The organism is Neobacillus sp. DY30 (genome assembly GCF_030123065.1).
Taxonomy (GTDB): Bacteria; Bacillota; Bacilli; order Bacillales; family Cytobacillaceae; genus Neobacillus.
In genome coordinates this window covers 2,894,419-2,912,935 of the sequence record NZ_CP126093.1, presented here as the reverse complement: position 1 = coordinate 2,912,935, position 18,517 = coordinate 2,894,419, and the positions used below count along the sequence as shown (strand labels likewise).

The 18,517-nt window shown below is 36.4% G+C and carries 19 protein-coding genes; 3 read left to right on the top strand and 16 right to left on the bottom strand.

Going from position 1 to position 18,517, the window contains the following annotated elements; all coding sequences use genetic code 11:
- Window positions 1–129 precede the first annotated feature (129 nt).
- On the top strand, window positions 130–384 hold the full coding sequence (locus tag QNH29_RS14005; RefSeq protein WP_283865358.1) for a hypothetical protein: 255 nt from the start codon (window positions 130–132) through the stop codon (window positions 382–384).
- A 162-nt stretch (window positions 385–546) separates the two neighbouring features.
- Here QNH29_RS14005 and QNH29_RS14000 read toward each other — a convergent pair whose 3' ends face one another.
- The gene (locus QNH29_RS14000; RefSeq protein WP_283865635.1) at window positions 547–993 is read right to left on the bottom strand and encodes an ArsI/CadI family heavy metal resistance metalloenzyme; all 447 of its coding nucleotides are present in this window, start codon (window positions 991–993) and stop codon (window positions 547–549) included.
- 280 nt (window positions 994–1,273) lie between these two features.
- Here QNH29_RS14000 and QNH29_RS13995 point away from each other — a divergent pair, with 280 nt between their 5' ends.
- Window positions 1,274–1,600 (top strand): ArsR/SmtB family transcription factor, encoded by a 327-nt coding sequence (locus QNH29_RS13995; RefSeq protein WP_283865357.1) that lies wholly within the window; start codon window positions 1,274–1,276, stop codon window positions 1,598–1,600.
- A gap of 76 nt (window positions 1,601–1,676) precedes the next feature.
- Window positions 1,677–1,868: a hypothetical protein gene (locus tag QNH29_RS13990; RefSeq protein ID WP_283865356.1), complete on the top strand. Its 192-nt coding sequence runs from the start codon at window positions 1,677–1,679 to the stop codon at window positions 1,866–1,868.
- A gap of 173 nt (window positions 1,869–2,041) precedes the next feature.
- On the opposite strand, the gene QNH29_RS13985 is transcribed toward QNH29_RS13990, so the two are convergent.
- The 15 genes from QNH29_RS13985 to QNH29_RS13915 form a co-directional block, all read right to left on the bottom strand.
- Complete coding sequence (locus tag QNH29_RS13985) at window positions 2,042–2,212, bottom strand: hypothetical protein (protein WP_283865355.1); 171 nt, start codon at window positions 2,210–2,212, stop codon at window positions 2,042–2,044.
- Between the two features lie 188 nt (window positions 2,213–2,400).
- Window positions 2,401–4,275 (bottom strand): arsenical pump-driving ATPase, encoded by a 1,875-nt coding sequence (arsA, locus tag QNH29_RS13980; RefSeq protein ID WP_283865354.1) that lies wholly within the window; start codon window positions 4,273–4,275, stop codon window positions 2,401–2,403.
- A gap of 25 nt (window positions 4,276–4,300) precedes the next feature.
- Window positions 4,301–4,657, bottom strand: coding sequence for an arsenite efflux transporter metallochaperone ArsD (gene arsD / locus QNH29_RS13975; RefSeq protein WP_283865353.1), 357 nt, complete (start codon window positions 4,655–4,657; stop codon window positions 4,301–4,303).
- A 98-nt stretch (window positions 4,658–4,755) separates the two neighbouring features.
- Window positions 4,756–5,178, bottom strand: coding sequence for an arsenate reductase (thioredoxin) (arsC, locus tag QNH29_RS13970; protein ID WP_283865352.1), 423 nt, complete (start codon window positions 5,176–5,178; stop codon window positions 4,756–4,758).
- A gap of 35 nt (window positions 5,179–5,213) precedes the next feature.
- The gene (arsB, locus tag QNH29_RS13965; RefSeq protein ID WP_283865351.1) at window positions 5,214–6,269 is read right to left on the bottom strand and encodes an ACR3 family arsenite efflux transporter; all 1,056 of its coding nucleotides are present in this window, start codon (window positions 6,267–6,269) and stop codon (window positions 5,214–5,216) included.
- Window positions 6,270–6,295: 26 nt separating this feature from the next.
- Window positions 6,296–6,643 carry an ArsR/SmtB family transcription factor gene (locus tag QNH29_RS13960; protein WP_283865350.1) on the bottom strand — a complete coding sequence of 116 codons (348 nt, stop codon included), beginning with the start codon at window positions 6,641–6,643 and terminating at the stop codon, window positions 6,296–6,298.
- 242 nt (window positions 6,644–6,885) lie between these two features.
- On the bottom strand, window positions 6,886–7,392 hold the full coding sequence (locus QNH29_RS13955) for an arsinothricin resistance N-acetyltransferase ArsN1 family A (protein WP_283865349.1): 507 nt from the start codon (window positions 7,390–7,392) through the stop codon (window positions 6,886–6,888).
- 449 nt (window positions 7,393–7,841) lie between these two features.
- A complete protein-coding gene (locus QNH29_RS13950) occupies window positions 7,842–8,348 on the bottom strand; it encodes a PIN domain-containing protein (protein ID WP_283865348.1) in 507 nt (168 codons plus the stop codon).
- Between the two features lie 389 nt (window positions 8,349–8,737).
- Complete coding sequence (locus QNH29_RS13945; RefSeq protein WP_283865347.1) at window positions 8,738–9,490, bottom strand: DUF4253 domain-containing protein; 753 nt, start codon at window positions 9,488–9,490, stop codon at window positions 8,738–8,740.
- A gap of 158 nt (window positions 9,491–9,648) precedes the next feature.
- Complete coding sequence (locus QNH29_RS13940) at window positions 9,649–10,590, bottom strand: sugar ABC transporter substrate-binding protein (RefSeq protein WP_283865346.1); 942 nt, start codon at window positions 10,588–10,590, stop codon at window positions 9,649–9,651.
- A gap of 37 nt (window positions 10,591–10,627) precedes the next feature.
- Window positions 10,628–12,694 (bottom strand): PAS domain S-box protein, encoded by a 2,067-nt coding sequence (locus tag QNH29_RS13935; RefSeq protein ID WP_283865345.1) that lies wholly within the window; start codon window positions 12,692–12,694, stop codon window positions 10,628–10,630.
- Window positions 12,636–13,445, bottom strand: coding sequence for a CheR family methyltransferase (locus QNH29_RS13930; RefSeq protein WP_283865634.1), 810 nt, complete (start codon window positions 13,443–13,445; stop codon window positions 12,636–12,638). Before QNH29_RS13930 ends, QNH29_RS13935 begins: the two co-directional genes overlap by 59 nt.
- Before the next feature lie 54 nt (window positions 13,446–13,499).
- Window positions 13,500–16,250 carry a response regulator gene (locus QNH29_RS13925; RefSeq protein ID WP_283865344.1) on the bottom strand — a complete coding sequence of 917 codons (2,751 nt, stop codon included), beginning with the start codon at window positions 16,248–16,250 and terminating at the stop codon, window positions 13,500–13,502.
- A 479-nt stretch (window positions 16,251–16,729) separates the two neighbouring features.
- Window positions 16,730–17,446 (bottom strand): 2-keto-4-pentenoate hydratase, encoded by a 717-nt coding sequence (locus QNH29_RS13920; RefSeq protein WP_481858801.1) that lies wholly within the window; start codon window positions 17,444–17,446, stop codon window positions 16,730–16,732.
- 173 nt (window positions 17,447–17,619) lie between these two features.
- The gene (locus QNH29_RS13915; RefSeq protein WP_283865343.1) at window positions 17,620–18,438 is read right to left on the bottom strand and encodes an alpha/beta fold hydrolase; all 819 of its coding nucleotides are present in this window, start codon (window positions 18,436–18,438) and stop codon (window positions 17,620–17,622) included.
- Window positions 18,439–18,517: the final 79 nt, after the last annotated feature.

The following is an 18,517-nucleotide window of genomic DNA, read 5'->3' as shown; positions in this document are numbered from 1 at the left end:
TTGCCGATTTCTTTTTGTCTAGTTGAGCATATTTACGTTCAGCATCAATAACCAGTTCTACTTTGTCCTTATGTGGGCTTATCCAAAGCTCATACTACACTGCTTTCGCTTCAATATTAGAATTTTTATATGAATATCCAAATTTGTAATCAGGTGGCCGTACCCATTGGAATTATTTTTATGTTTATTGTAAGTTGTTCAAATGATATAGAAAACGGGGAACAAACTATTGAAGCCCAAAAGTATATGGGGAATGAAAATAATTATGAAGACTTCAAAGAAATTAATCATAATGAGCGAGTTAATCAAGTCAAAGATATAATAAATGATATTGAATGGGAAAATGCTAAAGTTTCTATTTACAGTTACTTCTTTCCTATCTAAGAATAAAAGAATTATCTCCTGTCTCTTTTCACTTGCCAATGCTTTCAAGAAACTTCGTATTTCATCATTTACCAAGCACCAGTTCACCTACATTCATTTCTATATTTTTGAATTTCTTATGGTAATAAAAAAGGGAAGGAGAGCACGATGCTCCCCAATCTTTTAGCAACAAGATGAAGAGGTTTTGATTTCTACTTTTATTGGTTGAGTTGTGCAGCATGTTGATTCAGTTTTCATGGTCTCTACATCACCTTTTGTATAAAAGAACTCCCACTCATTCCCGTCTGGATCGGTTACCCAAAATTTATCTTGAGTAGCATAGCAACAGGTAACCTCCATTTCTTCTCTTGCAAAGAACCCTAATTTTTCTAAACGGTTTTTATGCTGCAGAACTTCTTCTAGATTATCCACTTGAAATCCAAAATGTCCAACCTGGTTCCCTGAAACTGCGTCTTTCAAGTTTAAAGTAAAATTAAGATCTGGTTCATCAATTAAAAATTTTGCATAGTCTGTTTTTACCTTAACTGGCTCCGAATTAAAAACCTTTTTGTAAAATTGAATGGATTTTTCTAAATCGGTAACATTCACTCCTACATGTATTTTCAATATTAACAACTCCCTCATGTTTTTATAAATCAACTTTTTTTGATTTATAACTCATAAATCAACCTTTTTTGATTTATAATTTCAGTATATTAGCAATTTTTTCTAATTACAACTCTTTTATCAAAAAAATTTGATTTTTAATTTGTATCATTTTAGCTCCTCAGAAATATAATAAAATATAATTTTAAATCAATTTTTTTTGATTTAACCAATTGACACATGAAAAAATTGGATATAATATGAATGTATCAAGTTTATTTGATTAAAGAAGCAGGTGATAAAGGTGAAAGAAGAAATTCAATTACAAGATATATCCTTAGATAAAGTGTTTGAGAAATATGAATTAAAATTCAAAGCTATTGCTGATAAAAAGAGACTTCAAATCATGAATATTTTAACTCAAAATGGTTCTATGTGTGTGTGCGATTTGGTTCCCATGATGGATATGGCTCAATCGAAATTATCTTATCATTTAAAGATTTTATTAGATGCTAACATTATCAAAAAAGAAACAAGGGGCACCTGGAGTTACTATGAACTGAATCAAGATGAGCTTAATAATTTATTGTCACATGAACTTTGCTGTATCTTCAAACCAACTTGTTGCTAATTTTTTTACGTTTTAAATCAATTTTTTTTGATTAATACATCAATATTATTTGATTAATAGGAGGGAGGAAATCAACATGTTTAATGTGAATGAAGTATATCAATTGATGAAATTAAGCCAAGAGGAAGTTGAAAGAAGAACACAAAATGCCTGGAAAATGGAAGATTTCCGTAAGGACACTATACTTCAAAAGCTAGTAAAAAAATTAACTTCGAAACCACAATTAACTATCGACAAAACAAATTGCGATTACGTGTGCTGTTGTTAAGCATTTGTCCTTAGGAGGTTGTTATTTTGACTGTTAATCATGCTAGTACCCTGAAAACAGAAAGATTTTTGGATGCCTATAAGCAATTAGCAAGACAAAAAATTAACTCTGTTTCATGAGCAATAATAAAAAGGAAGTTAGTTTAATATATCTAACTTCCCTTCCTTTATCTTTTAACAACAATTGCTTTCATTGCCTAATAACACAAGCCCATTCGCCTCTTTACTGAAATCTAAAGTTAGATTTTCCGTATATGGTTCTATATCAGGATCAATTGCTATCAATATTTCATTAATAGTTACTACTTTATCCTTTTCATCTGGCTCATCCAGAGCCAGTCCCACACGTGGCTGCCCTCAAGATATGCCCTTAAAATAGACACGGATATTTTTAGCATCGTTTTCTTGAAGCAATTGCTTCAATACATCACGTGCTTGGTCTGTAATATTCATCTCTTCAGCACCTTTCAAAAAATTGCACTTATTTATCTTAATTGTTTTTTCTCGTTTTGGAAATTAAAAAATCTTATTCCTTATGCATTAGGAAAAATACGCTGTAACGCTTCTTTCATTTGAGGTTTTACATTTACTTTGGGTCTAGCGGCCTTAGCCATTTCTTCTGCTTCCCCTAATGTCTTTGCTTTACCTAATGACAATAAGGTTCCAACTGCAACTGTTCCACTCATTAAAGGAACAATTGCACTTTTTTCGGCCAATTCAGTTGTAATCTTTTGAATCCAGCCGACTTCAGCAACTGCTTTTCCCTTTAATATTGGATCTTTTGTTTCTGTTGCGTATAAACTTTGGTTAATAATCCACCATTTAGGCGTAATTTCTGCACGTTTTAAGTCATCCTGTAGTCGGCTTGCTTCTAAAACAGGAGTCGCTTCGGCTAAGGTTACAATAACCACACTCGTTTCTTTAGGATTCCTTAAACGTGGAAGTAACATTTTCACACTTTCTGGTATTTCTCCTGTTGAACGAGCCAATTCTTTATGATAGGACTGAGCCGCGTCTAATAAGAGCAAAGTGTGTCCTGTCGGTGCCGTATCGATTACTACGATTTCATTTTGAGATCTTGCAACAACTTCTGCAAAAGCACGAAAAACAGCAATCTCTTCAGTACATGGCGAGTTTAAGTCCTCTTGTATGTACGCAATTGCCTCATCATCAAGTTCAGCACTTACTTTTGATAAAACTTCTGCTTTGTACGCCTCAACTTCTTCTACTGGATTGATACGGCTAATGCTTAATTTGTCATTCAGTTCACTATTTTGAAAAACAAACTCTAAATGGGCCGCTGGATCGGTTGTCGTCAGATGTACTTTGTGACCTTTCTCCACCAATCCAACAGCGATTGCAGATGCCATGGTGGTCTTTCCAACACCACCCTTACCCATTGTAAAAATTACTCTTGTATTGTTATTTGAGAAGTCCTCAATCACCTTATTTAAACTAGGTAGTGATATTATTGGCTGGCCATTAACTTCAGATTGTTTAGGAGGCATTGTGTATTGTTTAAATAAGTATCGTAGATTTTGAATACCTGTTAAGGAATATGACACAAATGGCAACGAATACCTCACAATTTGTTTTAAATCTTCTGGCATTTGCTTTATTGCCTTGCGTTGTCGTCCATAAAACGATGACGAAATTTTATCTTCAGGCATATAGGATTTTAATAATCCATTAATGATTAGAGCTTGGTTTGTAATACCTATTTCTTTCAACTCTTTTGATGCACGGTTTGCCTCAAGCAAGGATGACTCATCAGGTCTAGATACAAGAATCATGGTTGTTTTTATAGAGTCGGAAAGAGCGTCCATTGTTATGGAATAAATCTGTTTCTTTTCAGACAACCCAGATAAAGGGCCTAAACAAGAAGCACCATGGGTGTTCTCTTCTAAAAAGCCACTCCAAGCAGTTGGCAGTTGTAGAAGGCGAAGTGTATGACCAGTTGGAGCGGTATCAAAGATGATATGTTCGTAAGCCTCAACAACGGATGGATCGGCAAGCAAGTTTGTGAATTCATCAAACGCTGCAATCTCAATGGTACAAGCACCTGACAATTGTTCCTCCATGTTAGCCACAACTGCGTCGGGGAGTTTCCCACGATAAGGTCCAATGATTTTGTCTCGGTATGCTCTTGCTGCTTCTTCTGGGTCAAGATTACAAGCATAAAGATTAGGCACATTTTGGATTGCCATCGGAGTATTGGTTAGTCCTACTTCCAATACGTCCTGTAAATTAGAGGCAGGGTCTGTACTAACAAGCAATACCTTTTTGCCCTCATCTGCTAATGTAACAGCCGTTGCACAAGCTGTTGAAGTCTTTCCTACTCCACCTTTGCCTGTAAAGAATAAAAATTTCGTGTTTACAATCATTTTCGTATCGAAAGATTGAAACATGGGATTCACTTCTTTCTTTCGTTGATTATTTTAAATCAATTTTTAAACTAGCACTTTGCTTTTTAGAAAGCTCTGCCACATTTACGCCGAACCATTCCGCAAATTCTTCGTTTGTTGGGTAAATTCCAATTTTAGCAATTTTGCCATCAACTATAGTAACAGGCAGTGAATCAGGCCCCATTTCGTGAAGGACTTTGTTTACTTCAATGTTTTCAACAAATTTGGCAGGTTCGGTGCTAAGATTATATCGCTTAATATCAAAACCTCTTTTTTCTAATAAAAAAATAGCAGTAGCCACTCTAGTTAGTTCTGGATCCACACTAGGACCACAAACACCTGTGGGACAACACAAAGCTGGATCAAAGATTTCTACTTTACTCATAAAAACACTCTCCTGTGGGATAATATAAGTATTTACTTATATATATAAAATTAAGTTAGAGCCAAGAGCTTTTCTACTCTTGGCTTTATAAATACTTCTTACTTGCCTGTTTCAGCAAAAGTTTTAATGCGATCTCCAATTTCATCACGGACACGTTGGAAAAATACCCATTTTTCTTCTTCAGTTCCTTCTGCTTTTGCTGGGTCATCAAAGCCCCAGTGAACACGTTTTACATGTGGAGGAGTTACAGGGCAATGATCTGCTGCGTGACCGCATAATGTCACAACTAAATCAGCATTATTTAAAATTTTAGGATCGATAACATCAGATGTTTGATTAGAAATATCTATTCCAGCTTCTTTCATCGCTTTTACTGCATTAGGGTTTAATCCATGTGCCTCAAGACCAGCACTTTTCACTTCCCACTCATTACCTAAGTGTTTTTTCGCCCAACCTTCTGCCATTTGGCTTCGGCAAGAGTTTCCTGTACATAAGAAGTAAATTGTTTTTTTGTTGTCCATGTTGAATTCCACCTTTATTATTATTGGTTTAATTTTTAGGCTGCATGTTCTTTAAAATATTTTCGTTTAAACCATAGTGCCACGTTGACTAAAGCTATCATGACGGGCACCTCTACAAGTGGCCCGATAACAGCTGCAAATGCTGCACCAGAATGGATTCCAAATACACCAACAGCTACAGCAATTGCTAATTCAAAGTTATTACTTCCAGCTGTAAACGCAAGAGTTGTTGTTACAGGGTAATTCGCTCCAACTTTCTTTCCCATGTAAAATGAAACGAAGAACATCACTACAAAGTAAATTAATAATGGGATCGCTATACGAACTACATCTAATGGTAAGGCTACAATAGTATCACCTTTTAACGAGAACATAACGACAATTGTAAATAATAGAGCAATAAGTGTAATAGGACTAATCTTAGGAATAAACACTTTCTCGTACCATTGTCTACCTTTTGCCTTTACCAATGTAAATCGTGTAATCATACCAGCGATAAAAGGTATTCCTAAATAGATGAATACGGACTTGGCTACTTCCGCCATCGTAATGTTCACGACTGCTCCTTCAAGTCCCACCCATTCTGGAATCACGGTAACAAACACATAGGCATATACGGAAAAGAATAGCATTTGAAAAATAGAGTTAAATGCGACTAAACCAGCTGCATACTCGGTATCTCCTTTGGCAAGGTCATTCCAAACGATAACCATCGCAATACAACGTGCTAAACCAATCATGATAAGACCAACCATATATTCTGGTTTATCAGGTAGAAAGATAATCGCTAATAAAAACATAAGAATTGGTCCAATTATCCAGTTTTGTACAAGGGATAAAACTAAGACTTTTACATCTTTAAAAACTCGCCCAATTTCCTCATAACGAACTTTTGCTAATGGTGGATACATCATTAAAATCAAACCAATGGCTAATGGGATTGATGTAGTTCCAACCTGCAACTCGTTCATTCCTTCCACGAATCCTGGAAAGATGAATCCCAAGCCTATACCCACTGCCATAGCTAAAAATATCCATAGCGTTAGGTAACGGTCTAAAAACGACAAACGTTTCTTTTCTGTTTTACTCATTCTCTCACTCCTTATTTAACGTAAAGCTAGCATCCGCATTGAAGCGTAGGATTGGCTTTTTCAATCATTTTGATTTTATCTGTCTGGTCTGGCACATGTGCCAAAATATCTTCTATAAGTCCATATAGTTCACTGTCATGATTAATGGAATAATAAATCCACTGACCTCTTCTTTCCTCTTTAACCATACCTGCATCTTTTAGTTTTCGAAGATGCTGACTAATAGATGGCTGGCTCGTATCAAACACTTCAAGAAATTCACATACACAGCATTCACGTTGTTTTAAAATAGCAATAATTGTTAAGCGTGTTTTATCACCTAATAATTTTAAGACGTTAGCAGCTCGCTCTAATTCCACTATTGATTTGAACATTAAACACACCCTCTTTTAAATAATTAAATAATAATTTGCTTATATAAAATCCATAAGGTTATACTTTTTTCATTTTTTGTATAATCCAACTTTTTATGCATGCGTTAATGGATCTCCTATATTAGACCACTTAATTAACATATAACTATTTGCTTATATATTATTGCAAATAACAATTAAATGCAAGTATTTAAAATGTAAAGGTATTGTAAATAAAAAGATTAATAAGCAAAGCTACCAATCTAATTTTTTGATGTTATTAGCTTTTCCATTGCCATAACATCCACAAATTTATCATCTAGAATCCCTTGCTTTTTAAATACACCTACTTCACGAAAACCCATTTTCTTATATAATCCTTGACCTAAATGATTAAATGGAAATGTGAACAGGACCATTTTATGAAAATCATTTTGTATCGCAAGTGATTCAAGCTCAGCAAGCAGTTCCTTACCAATTCCCTTACCTCTGAAATCTCTGGCTATATATACTGAAATATCGGCAACTCCATCATAAGCACATCTGTTATTGTATTGGTTTAGTGAAGCCCAACCAACAATTTCTCCTTTATACTCAGCTACGATCACCATGTAACGACCGCTATGCTTCTCAAACCAATCCTTCATGTATGAGTCATCTTTTTGTTCTGTTTCTAAAGTAGCGATTCTATCCTCGATACCCTGATTGTATATTACCTTAATAGAATATACGTCTGTCTCCTGCGCACCTCTAATGACAATATCCTTCATACTTCTCCCCCTGTTAACTAAATACTCTCTACTATGAATTTTACTGGAATCAACTCAACAAAGAAAGTGTCATAAATGTAATATGTTCGATTACGCTGAGTCTCAACAACGACTCGATTTCAACTGTTCTTCGATAGGTAATAGTTTCTTTCTTCGTGAATGTTCCAATTCTTTGTAGTTACTAGTATGATTGAATATATAGTAATTGAAAGAGAAATTAAAATTGACATTTTCCAATATAAAACTTCTGGCTTATTCTAGAAAAAGCCGTTTTTCTTAAGTACACTAAAGCCTAATTTCTCACGTATAACACCTGAGAAATTAGGCTTTTATTCAATATAATAATGGATGTCTCCTCGCCTTTTTTAACTTAACTGCTACTTTCGTACAAAAAATAAGGCTATTTACGAATAACCCATTTTGCTGAAAGGACTATACTTTAATCCAAATCAAGCTTGATGTTCTTCTTGATAAGAATACGAATCCTCGAGTAACTTTTCCCACTGTTCATACAAGGCAGTAGCTGTCTCATAGTCTTCGTTTTCTAATGGCAGATCTTCTTGTAACTTTTCTTTTAAACGAGTGCACATTCCTTCCCATCCCTCAAGGATATCGTTGTCAACAAGGTTAGATAACATCGGTTTAGTTATATTCCAACTTGAATAAAGGGTGTTACACCATTGCAATAATTCCTCACGGTATTGGTTTAGTTCCTCCATATCAATATATTGGTCAAATTGAATCTCTAATTCGTTCTGGATAGTTAATGGTTCGAAATTTTCTTCCTCAAGTTGGATTTGCTCTTCCATTTCCAAACTATTTACAGAATTGACTTCGATTTCTTCTTCGTCAGCATTTGAATCCCTATATAACAGCTCTATTTGTTCACTTAGACTTTTCGCTGTTTCATGACACCATTCCAACAATTCGTGACGGTATTGCTTTTGTTTATTCATTTTGATACATACCTCCAACCAGGTTTTAAAATTTCATCCTCATTCACAATTGAACTGGTTATTTACCTCAAATAAAATAACCACAATCTTATACTATGTTCCACGATTGTCCCAAGATTAGACTATCACCCATAGACACAACACATGAATTCCGTTATTTAATGGAGAGAGAATTAGTCACAAAAAAAACCCTTCCGTCATAATAGAAAGGGAAATGATTGGATGCATGATCTTCATGCTAATACGGCCATTCCTATATAAAATGTATTCAATCAAACATGCGTCCTGCTGTACATCATTATGTATTTTACCGGATATGATAAGCCCTCCCAAATGATTATTTGCCAATATAATAGCCCTGAGCCCCAAGATGTCCTGTTCGTGTCACTTTAATCCCACCAAAAATACCAAACAGATGAATTTATTAGTGTTCCTGCTAAAGAATTTACTGTTCCAACCCCTTGCCAGACTATATCTCCACAAAAACCAAAATGTTCCCAGGCGAGAAATTCTGATTCTTCTTGTGTTTTAGGAGGGATCTCTACAAATAACTCCCATACATCCTGGCTAACTAATGCCGGGGTTGCCCCGTATTTTTCATACCAGTATTTAAATACCGCAACTTGCTCATCCGGCATAGGACATTCATTAAATCCTCCCATTGGAACCCAAGCAGCTACTTCCCACGGTTTATCTGTTGGAATTTTGGCGAGAATAATCTTCTTATTGATTGCATCTTCTAATGATTGAAAATGGTTTATCTGCCCTTCTGCTAAAAACTCGCCTGTGATATCGCCGTCTTCGTCCTCATCCATAGGCATCACCTCATCAAGAAGTCTCTTTAACAATTCTTTTGCATGAATTTCCTGAGCTTTTGTTATTATTGTTTCACGATCATGGAATGAATCATCGTTATCCACTTCTGTATCAAGGCATTCTACCATGATTTCTGAAGGAATAATGATTAGCGGGGTAAATCCTTCTTTTTTTCCGTCTAGCAGAGCCTGATGGTACACCGACATAACAGCGTTAACATCTTTTACCTCGATAATCCTACAATCGCAGCAGCCCAATTTTGCTATAATTTTTTCAATATAGTCTCTCTCTGCCTTATTTTTTTTGAATTTATCAAATATGCCCATAACTTCCACCCTTTTAATGCTTTTATCATTTATAAAATTCTATAAATTTTAATGATACCCTTTTTTTAATTTTGCCTATGTAAAAAGGTGATACAGAAATTTGTATCACCTTCACTTAACTAAGCTATTCCCTACCAGCGGTCAGCACTGGGGATGTTTTATTTCAAGATTTTCTCATAAAAACTTAATCGCTGGTGTACATTCTCTTTTATGATAATATCTACACCGCTGTCCACGAATGGTTCAACATTTTCACCTTTTAACACTTTCATGGCTGTTTCAACGCTTAAATAGCCCATATCATAAGGGTTTTGGGCCGTGGTACCGGGAACGGTTTCATCTGCAATCAACTTCACCATTTCGGTAAGACCATCCGGCCCAATGACAGGAATCAAGAGACCTTGCTTCTTTAACTCCTGAATGACGGGTAAAGCAATCGTGTCATGGGTGGTCATAACCCCCTTAATATCAGGCTGGTCCTGCATAAGCTTTGTGATCACACTTCGAATTTTCTTAGCATCATCAGGTATCCCTGTATTTTTATAGGCGATATTGATTCCTGCATCTTGTAAAGAAATAGTAGCACCTTCAATCCGCTCATCAAAAACGGAGAAAGACAAATCTCCTCCGATAATGGCTACCTTATCGCCTGGCTGCAACTGAGAGGCTAAAAACGCTCCGGCTTTTTTACCTAAATCGAGATTATCGGTTCCAATATATGCTGTTTTGTTGTCTAACGGCAGATTTGTATCTACGAAAAGAATAGGAATATCTGTAAATGTTTTTAATACCGGGCTGACAGATGAACTGTAAGGAGCCGTTATGATTAAGTCAGGCTTTTCTTTATAAGTCTTTTTTAACAAAACTGCCTGTTCTTGTGGTGATACTTCACTTGGTACCAGTACTTTCCCGTCAATCCCAAAATCTTTAAACCCTTTTTCCATACCAGCCTGCATAATTTTCCAATATTGTGAGTCTGAGGCTTTTAACACGACGATAACTGTCGGTTTTTTATCGGCAAGCGTAACGGATATAAACCCTAGAAGAATGACAGAAATGACAGCACCAATACCAAAAATAACCTTCCCTTTCTTTAACACGGCAACATCCCCCTCTCATCGGTGTTAAAAAACAATCCTAAATGGCGGTTATGCTGGGTATCAGCTGAAATCGAATGGAGAAAGTTGTCCCCTCATCACCAGTTTCAATTTCAATTTTGGCGTCATGTCGTTTGGCTACACTGTAACAAATCGCTAACCCTAAACCGGTTCCTGTTTCCTTTGTGGTAAAGAAAGGTGTCCCTAATTTTGACAACACCTCTGGGTTGATTCCCTGCCCTTCATCTTTTATTCTTAGTACCACAGTTCCCTTGTCTTTATAGGTTTTAATCGTCAAACTTCCATTTGAAGTCATGGCATCCAATCCATTTAAGGCAATATTCAAGATAAGCTGACGAATTTCTTTTTCATCCAAGGAGATGTCAGGACATTCTCCCAATTCAAGTTTTAGCTGTTTATTCGAACGTAACGCTTCGGCTTGGATCAAAGGCGATAAAGCTTCAATAATCGCGTTCAGATTTTGTTTCTTTTTCATACTGATTTTGTTTTTCGCTAGATTCAAAAATTCTGTGATAATCGAATTTGCCCGGTTCAATTCCTCTAACATTAAATCAATGATATCCGTTGATAATTTATCCGTTTTATTCCTTGTTAACTGTAAAAAACCTTGTACCGTTGTCATCGGATTTCTGATTTCATGGGCAATACCGGCTGCCATCTCGCCGATTAAATTCAAACGGTCCAGCCGATACATTTCATTCTCAAGGTGGACCCTTTCTGTAATATCATTCAATACGACAAGCGTACATGGCTCGGATTCGATATCGATTAACTCCGTGGATAATAAACCTGAACGTACTTCCCCTTCTTTCGTCTCATACCTGATTTTCTTGTTTCGTATCTTTTTATGTAAATCAATGGAGTTCCCTGCTGTTTCATCAATAAAATTCTTACAATTAAACTTCTGATGAACCAACTCGTCACTGCTATAACCAGTGAATTTTGTCCAGCTGGCATTGATGTCGATAACCGTCATATCTTTTTGCGACAAAATTGCCTTTAATAACGGGCTGGAATCAAAGATCTTTCGAAACCTTTCTTGAGAACGGAACAGGTGGTCGGCCATTTTTTTTCGTTCTTCTATTTCTCTTTGCAGTTTCTCATTTGCTTTAATAAGCTCTAGTGTCCGCTCTTCAACAATATATTCCAAGTTATGGAATCGCTGTTTTTTGACTTCTTCTATTTGCTTTCTTTCTGTTACATCACGGATCGTACAAACATAAATCTGTTCATCCTCAATCATGGTAGAGGCAATTAACAGATCCGCATAAAAGCAGCTTTTATCCTTTCGCCCAGCTATTACTTCAATGATATTACCCACTGATTGTCTCATCATAGAAAAGAATGAGAATGATGAGTCGGATAACAACTCAGATTCCCATTTGGGAAAAAGCTTCAAAACGTGTTTTTCCAATAATTCCTTTGGCTGATAGCCAAACATGGTGCTGATGGCTGGATTTACGGAAAGAATACAGCCTTGATTATCAAACGTAACAATGGTATCGGTTATCGTTTCACCTATGGCTTTTGATAATGCCTCTGTCCGGCGTAAATTTAAGGTCGTTCGATCCAGCCTTTTGTTGACTTTATTCAGTGCTAGTAAGTGGCCCAAATCCGTTTGAATAATTGTTTCTTGATGATTTTGATGTATTTTAACAAATTGTTCTATTTTCTTTTTCAATGTTTCCGGTTGAAATGGTTTAAAAATATAATCGATTGCACCTACGGAGTATCCTTGATGAACATGTTCCATATCTTGACTAATCGCTGTAATAAAAATGATCGGGATATTTTTTGTTTTTTCACGTGCTTTAATCAGCTTAGCAGTATCAAAACCATTCAGTCCCGGCATTTGAACGTCTAGTAAAATCACCGCAAAATCATATTGAAGCATACATTTTAATGCTTCTTTTCCTGAATGAGCACTAATAAGATTATAGTTTGGTGAAGTGAGCACAGCTTCTAATGCCAGAAGGTTTTCTGGATGATCATCCACCATTAAAATATTTACCTTTTTAGGAGTTGTATTATTTAATCTTTTGATAGAGTCTTTCTGGTCCATCAAATTCTCGGTAACAGTCTTCATAACGTGTGAATTTTACCCCCTCTCTTTTTCCTAAGCCAAGAAAACCTGAGGTACTTAGGCTTTCATATATTAACTGGTGAACATTATTTTGAAGGTTCTTATTAAAATAGATGAGCACATTTCTGCATATAATCATATCAAACTCGTTAAAAGAATGATCCGATACCACATTATGCTGGGCGAAAATCATATTTTTCTGAAGAAAGGAGTGGAAACAAACCTTATCATCAATGGCTTTATAATACTCAGAAAAGGCCTGTTTCCCTCCTGCCTCAATATAGTTTTTCGTATAGAGCTTCATCTCTTCTAACGGAAAGGTCCCCTGTTTTGCTTTTTCAAGAACATTCTTATTGATATCCGTTGCATAGATTCTTGTCTTCTCGTAGATTCCTTCTTCGTGCAAAAGGATTGCCATTGAATACACTTCCTCGCCTGAAGAACAGCCAACATGCCATATTTTTATTAATGGATAATCTTTTAGTAAAGGAATCACTTTCGTTCGAATACTCCTAAAGAAGGATGGATCCCGAAACATCTCCGTCACATTAATAGAAAAATCGGACAGTAACCTTGCCATTACACTCGGTTCACGTAGAATTTTTTCCTGAAGTGCGGATATACTTGATAGTCTCTCAATCTGAACGCGGTGATTAATCCTCCTTTGGATAAAAGGAAAGGCATAGTTTCTAAAATCATAGCCATAATAACGATACATAGCCTCAAGAAGTAATTCAATTTCGATCCTCTCAATTTCTTGTGCCTGTACTAGTTTACTAGATTCTTGGTATTTTACCTGTTCGATTTCCTAGCCCTCCTTTGTAAACAGCCAAACTTGCATTAACGAGAACAGCTGTTCTAAGTTAATTGGCTTACTAATATAATCGGTGGCACCTGCCTCGAGGCATTCCTCTCTGCTATGTTTCATTGCCTTTGCTGTAAGGGCGATAATCGGGATGGTTTCAAATTTGTTAATGTTACGAATATGGTGGATGGCCTCAAACCCATCCATCTCTGGCATCATAATATCCATTAAAATGATATCCGTGTTCGGGTGCTCGTTTAAAACATCTAACGCTTCTCTGCCATTTTCGGCAACCAAGATCTCCATATCAAGATTTTCCAGGGCAATGGTTAAGGCATATACGTTCCGGATGTCATCATCGACGATAAGAACTTTCTTGTTTTTCAGAATTGATTTACCATGTTGAATGATGGACTCTTCCTTTAAAAGTTGATCATTACTAACGATTAAATCAGTCGCTTCCAAACTAACGGCTGCTTCCCTACGAGCCGTGGAGAATTTTACTATTTTGTTATTCATTTGAGCATAAGGTAAATACAACGTAAATGTGCTTCCATTTCTAATTTCACTGGTAACTTCTATAAAGCCGCCCAGTAACTGAGCCAGTTCCCTGCAAATCGAAAGACCTAATCCCGTACCGCCATATTTCCTGCTGGTCGTTCCATCTGCTTGTTTAAAAGCATCAAAAATCGTCTCTTGTTTATTTTTCTCAATTCCAATACCAGTATCTATAACAGAAAAAGCAATCATTCGTTCCAGTTGTTCTTCCCCGCTATTCTCGGTGATGGTTTTCATCACAGTACGGATTTGTAAAGAGACACTGCCGCTTTCTGTAAATTTAAACGCATTGGCTAGAAGATTTTTTAGAATTTGCTGCAGTCGTTGTTCATCGGTAGAAATTGTTAATGGTAAGTCTCTATCCAAATCGATTGAAAAATGAACTTTTTTCTGATTCGCAATTGGTGAGAATTGTCGATAGATGAAATCTCTCAGCTGATTCAATTCTACTTCTTTTGCTATTACATCTAGTTTACCAGACTCGACTTTGGCCAAATCTAATATATCATTAATTAAATTCAATAAATCATTTCCGGAAGAGTAAATCGTTTTAATGTATTCTTGCTGTTTATACGTCAGATTCCCTTCCCCATTTTCAGAGAGGATTTGTGCTAGTATGAGCAAACTATTCAAAGGCGTTCTAAGTTCATGGGACATATTGGCCAGAAACTCGGTTTTATATTTAGAGCTTATTTCCAGCTGCTGTGCTTTCTCTTCAAGCGCTGCACTGACCTCTTGTATTTCGAAGTTCTTTTGTTTAGATGCTTCATACAGTTCCTCTAGTTTTTCATTGGTTGTCCTTAACTCTTCTTGCTGCATTTGAAGTTCCTCTGATTGAGCTTGTAATTCCTCTGTCAGGGCTTGTGATTCTTGCAATAAATTCTCTACCTTCATGTGGTTCATAATACTATTAATTTTAATACCTAAATTGTTATTTACCTCTTCGAGCAGTTTAATATGTAATGGTGTTAACGTTTCAAATGAGGCAACTTCCACTACCGCAAGTACTTCATCTTCAAATAATACGGGTAGTATCATAATCGATTTAGGAGAAGCTTCTCCCAGACCGGATCCGATTTTTAAATAATCGCCGGGAACTTCGTTTAAATGGATGGGCTGTTTTAATAGAGCGCACTGCCCTGTTAAACCTTCTCCTAAACGAAATTGCTTACGGTCTTGCTCCCCGCCTAAAGCTGCATAGGAAGACATTCTTGTTAAGTACTGGTCGCTTTTTTTTACTTCTTTTAGATAAAAAACTCCGTAGCTTGCCCCAACCATAGGTACCAGTTTGGTGATTAGCATATTGGCCAGCATTTGCACATTTTCTACTTCCGGATAAAGTGTTGCAATCTCAGCAATATTTGTATTTAGCCAGCTCAGTTCTTCTGCTTCTTCTTTTAACTGTTTCTCGATTCGACTATGTTTCTCAAGTGCTATAGCCATCTTATTAAAGGCGACAGCAATTTCACTCAGTTCCCCTTTTGTCGTAATCTCAATCCGTGGTAAGTTATCAAAATCACTGGCCGTTGCCTGTTTCATAACATCTGTTACCTTGTTAAGGTTGTTGCTGGTGCTTTTTATTATCCATATCGCAAAACCAATCCCAAGGAGTAAACCGATTACAAGGTAGAAATAAATATTTTCAACTGCCCAGTTATAGGTATCTTTTGAACGGACTAGTTCATTCTTCATCCCTTGTTCTTGCAGAGCATGAAGCAGTTCAGCCATTTGAGCCATCCTGTTACTGAATTGTTCGATATCGGTAAAAATTTCAGGAGTTAGTACAGCGTTGGGATTGATTTTTCTTTCCATTAACGCTTGCTGACCCAGATTTCGATAAGATTCATGTAAAATTTTAAGTTTATCAATGAGTTCCTGGGATTTCTCTTGGGAGTCCTTTTTTTCTAGTGACTGAATCGCCAATTGTAAATTTGAATTGGAATTTTCCCATGCATTTAATAAATCTGAATTGATTGTCTCTCCGCGATCCTTCAATATCGTATTTAACACACTCGATGTTACCGAAACCTCATCTTTAATCGTGGAAGCCATTTCGATTCTCTCATTTAGATCATTGATTACGACATTCATTTTTACCGTTGATTGTTCAAGCATGTTCATTAAAATCATTACGATAATCGTAATGAACAAAAGTAATGACCCTATGCTCGTATAGAGCTTCGTTCGAAATCTCATAATGCCTCCTAAAATGGTAATTTCCTATTGTTCGATTATTAATTTAAATAAACTAGTTAAAATTTTCTTATTTTTAATCATACTTTATATTCCTTATTATCGTCTATATGATATTTTAGAAACATTGTCGAACTTTGAGGAAGGTTTTATTTTGACCCCAGTAATCTTACTAGAATCATAGGAGCAGTCTCTTTGCTAGCGTTTTAAAACAAAAATACTTACAAACGAATTTGTGAAAAGAGGAATCTGTCAGAAGGAGGTTTCATTTTGGACAGAGTTAGCTTGGGTAAAGAGGAATCTGTCAGAATGGAGGTCTCATTTGGACAGAGCAAGCTCGGGAAAAGAGGAATCTGTCAGAATGGACCCTACATATGGACAGAGCAAGCACGGGAAAAAAGGAATCTGTCAGAATGGTTTTATTTACGAGATTTACGAACAGTGACAGATTACGCCAACTGTTCGTTACCTCATAAATGCACTTAACCAAAAGAAACTTCCACTTTTCCTAACTGGTGAAACTCAGCTGTAAAGACATCTCCCTTTTCGGCTGCAACAGCCGCAGATAAGGCGCCAGATAAAATGATTTCCCCAGTTTTTAACGTCACATCATATTCTGCGAGCTTATTTGCCAGCCATGCTACACATGTTGCTGGATGACCTAACACATCAGTGCCAGTCCCTTTATTCATAAACTCCCCATTTTTATAAAGACTCATTTCAATTTTCGTTAAATCCACTCCATTTGGATCGAACCTTTGAGATCCTAATATGAAAAGTCCACAAGAAGCATTATCCGCAACCGTATCTTCTAATTTAATTTTCCAATCCGTAATGCGGCTGTCAACTATCTCTATTGAAGGAACAATATAGTCTGTGGCATCTAGGACATCTTCTGCTGTCACACCTGGCCCTATTAAATCCTTTTTCAACACAAAAGCAAGCTCGCCTTCTACCTTTGGGCTAAAAAGGGTTTCCATCGGAATGGTACCGCCATTTGGAACTTCCATACTATCCAATAAATGACCGTAATCAGGCTGATCCACTCCTAATAGCTTCTGCATCGCAAACGAAGTTAGCCCAATTTTCTTCCCAACTACTATTTGTCCGTCCATAACCTTCCGGCTAATGTTTATAGAGGCAGCTTTAAAAGCAGATATAAGCGGAGATATTCCGGTTAACTGCTTTAAAAAAGACAAAATCCAAGGATTTAGATGCAATAAGCGGAAAAACTCCGCCTATTTTTAAGGAAATATGGGCATTTCCAAATATAAACGGAAATTCTCCTCTTATTTCCAAACACAGTGAAATCAACATTTAGTTTTAACAGATCCTTAATAATTGTAGATATATAGAAATTACCTGACATTCATCATTTAATAAATCTTAAAATATTCTCCACGAACGGCTCCGTTTTTTCGATTTGTGTCCAATGGCCGCACTCATTAAATACATGCAGCTCTGCATGAGGAAGTAATTCAATCAGACGGTAGCTTGTATCTTTAATCGGAATCACTCTATCATCCAAGCCATGGAATAATAGTGTTTGGACGTTAATGCTTTGAATTTGTTCATCACTTAATGCCAATTCGTCCAGTTTTTGTTGGCGAGGCGCCGGGAACATGGCCGAAAATGCCTCTTTCACCTCAGGTTCTATACTAGCTTCATAACGAAGACGGACTAATTCTTCGTTTTTTGCTGCTTTTTCGTCATACGAGAATAATTCAATCAACTCTCGCATTGACTCCAAACTTGGCTCATAGCCCCAAACACGCTCTAACCCTTCTGAAATTTGGTGCTTGATACCAACACTTCCCATTAAAATCAATTTTTTCACCAAGTCCGGTCTTTGATAGGCAACATGGAGTGCTAATGCTCCGCCCATAGAGTTGCCCACTAAGTGAACAGGTTCATCAGAAACGGATTCTATAAAACTAATTAAATGTTGTACCCATAATTCAACAGTATATTGGTGATCGGGTAGTTTATCTGTTTTACCAAAACCGATAATATCTGGCGCAAATACATGGTAGGACTCACTTAATCGCGGGATAATTAAGCGCCAGTTTGCGAATGCAGATACACCTGGTCCTGAACCATGTATTAAAATAATCTTTTCTGACTCTTTGCCTTCTTCGTGATAGTGTGTGTTGATTCCACTCACATCGATATATTTCGATTGAATCGTCATAATGCATTGCTCCTTCCATCTATTAAAAAAAGATAGAGGAAACTGTTGAAAGCTTCCTCTCGTTTTTCGTTTTCATTCA

Coding starts and splice junctions, on each gene's coding strand:
- QNH29_RS13990 (WP_283865356.1), top strand. CDS start 1,677: ATGTTTAATGTGAATGAAGTATATCAATTGATGAAATTAAGCCAAGAG.
- QNH29_RS13960 (WP_283865350.1), bottom strand. CDS start 6,643: ATGTTCAAATCAATAGTGGAATTAGAGCGAGCTGCTAACGTCTTAAAA.
- arsC (WP_283865352.1), bottom strand. CDS start 5,178: ATGGACAACAAAAAAACAATTTACTTCTTATGTACAGGAAACTCTTGC.
- arsB (WP_283865351.1), bottom strand. CDS start 6,269: ATGAGTAAAACAGAAAAGAAACGTTTGTCGTTTTTAGACCGTTACCTA.
- QNH29_RS13950 (WP_283865348.1), bottom strand. CDS start 8,348: ATGAATAAACAAAAGCAATACCGTCACGAATTGTTGGAATGGTGTCAT.
- QNH29_RS13955 (WP_283865349.1), bottom strand. CDS start 7,392: ATGAAGGATATTGTCATTAGAGGTGCGCAGGAGACAGACGTATATTCT.
- QNH29_RS13925 (WP_283865344.1), bottom strand. CDS start 16,250: ATGAGATTTCGAACGAAGCTCTATACGAGCATAGGGTCATTACTTTTG.
- arsA (WP_283865354.1), bottom strand. CDS start 4,275: ATGTTTCAATCTTTCGATACGAAAATGATTGTAAACACGAAATTTTTA.
- QNH29_RS14005 (WP_283865358.1), top strand. CDS start 130: ATGAATATCCAAATTTGTAATCAGGTGGCCGTACCCATTGGAATTATT.
- QNH29_RS13945 (WP_283865347.1), bottom strand. CDS start 9,490: ATGGGCATATTTGATAAATTCAAAAAAAATAAGGCAGAGAGAGACTAT.
- QNH29_RS13915 (WP_283865343.1), bottom strand. CDS start 18,438: ATGACGATTCAATCGAAATATATCGATGTGAGTGGAATCAACACACAC.
- QNH29_RS13935 (WP_283865345.1), bottom strand. CDS start 12,694: ATGAAGACTGTTACCGAGAATTTGATGGACCAGAAAGACTCTATCAAA.
- arsD (WP_283865353.1), bottom strand. CDS start 4,657: ATGAGTAAAGTAGAAATCTTTGATCCAGCTTTGTGTTGTCCCACAGGT.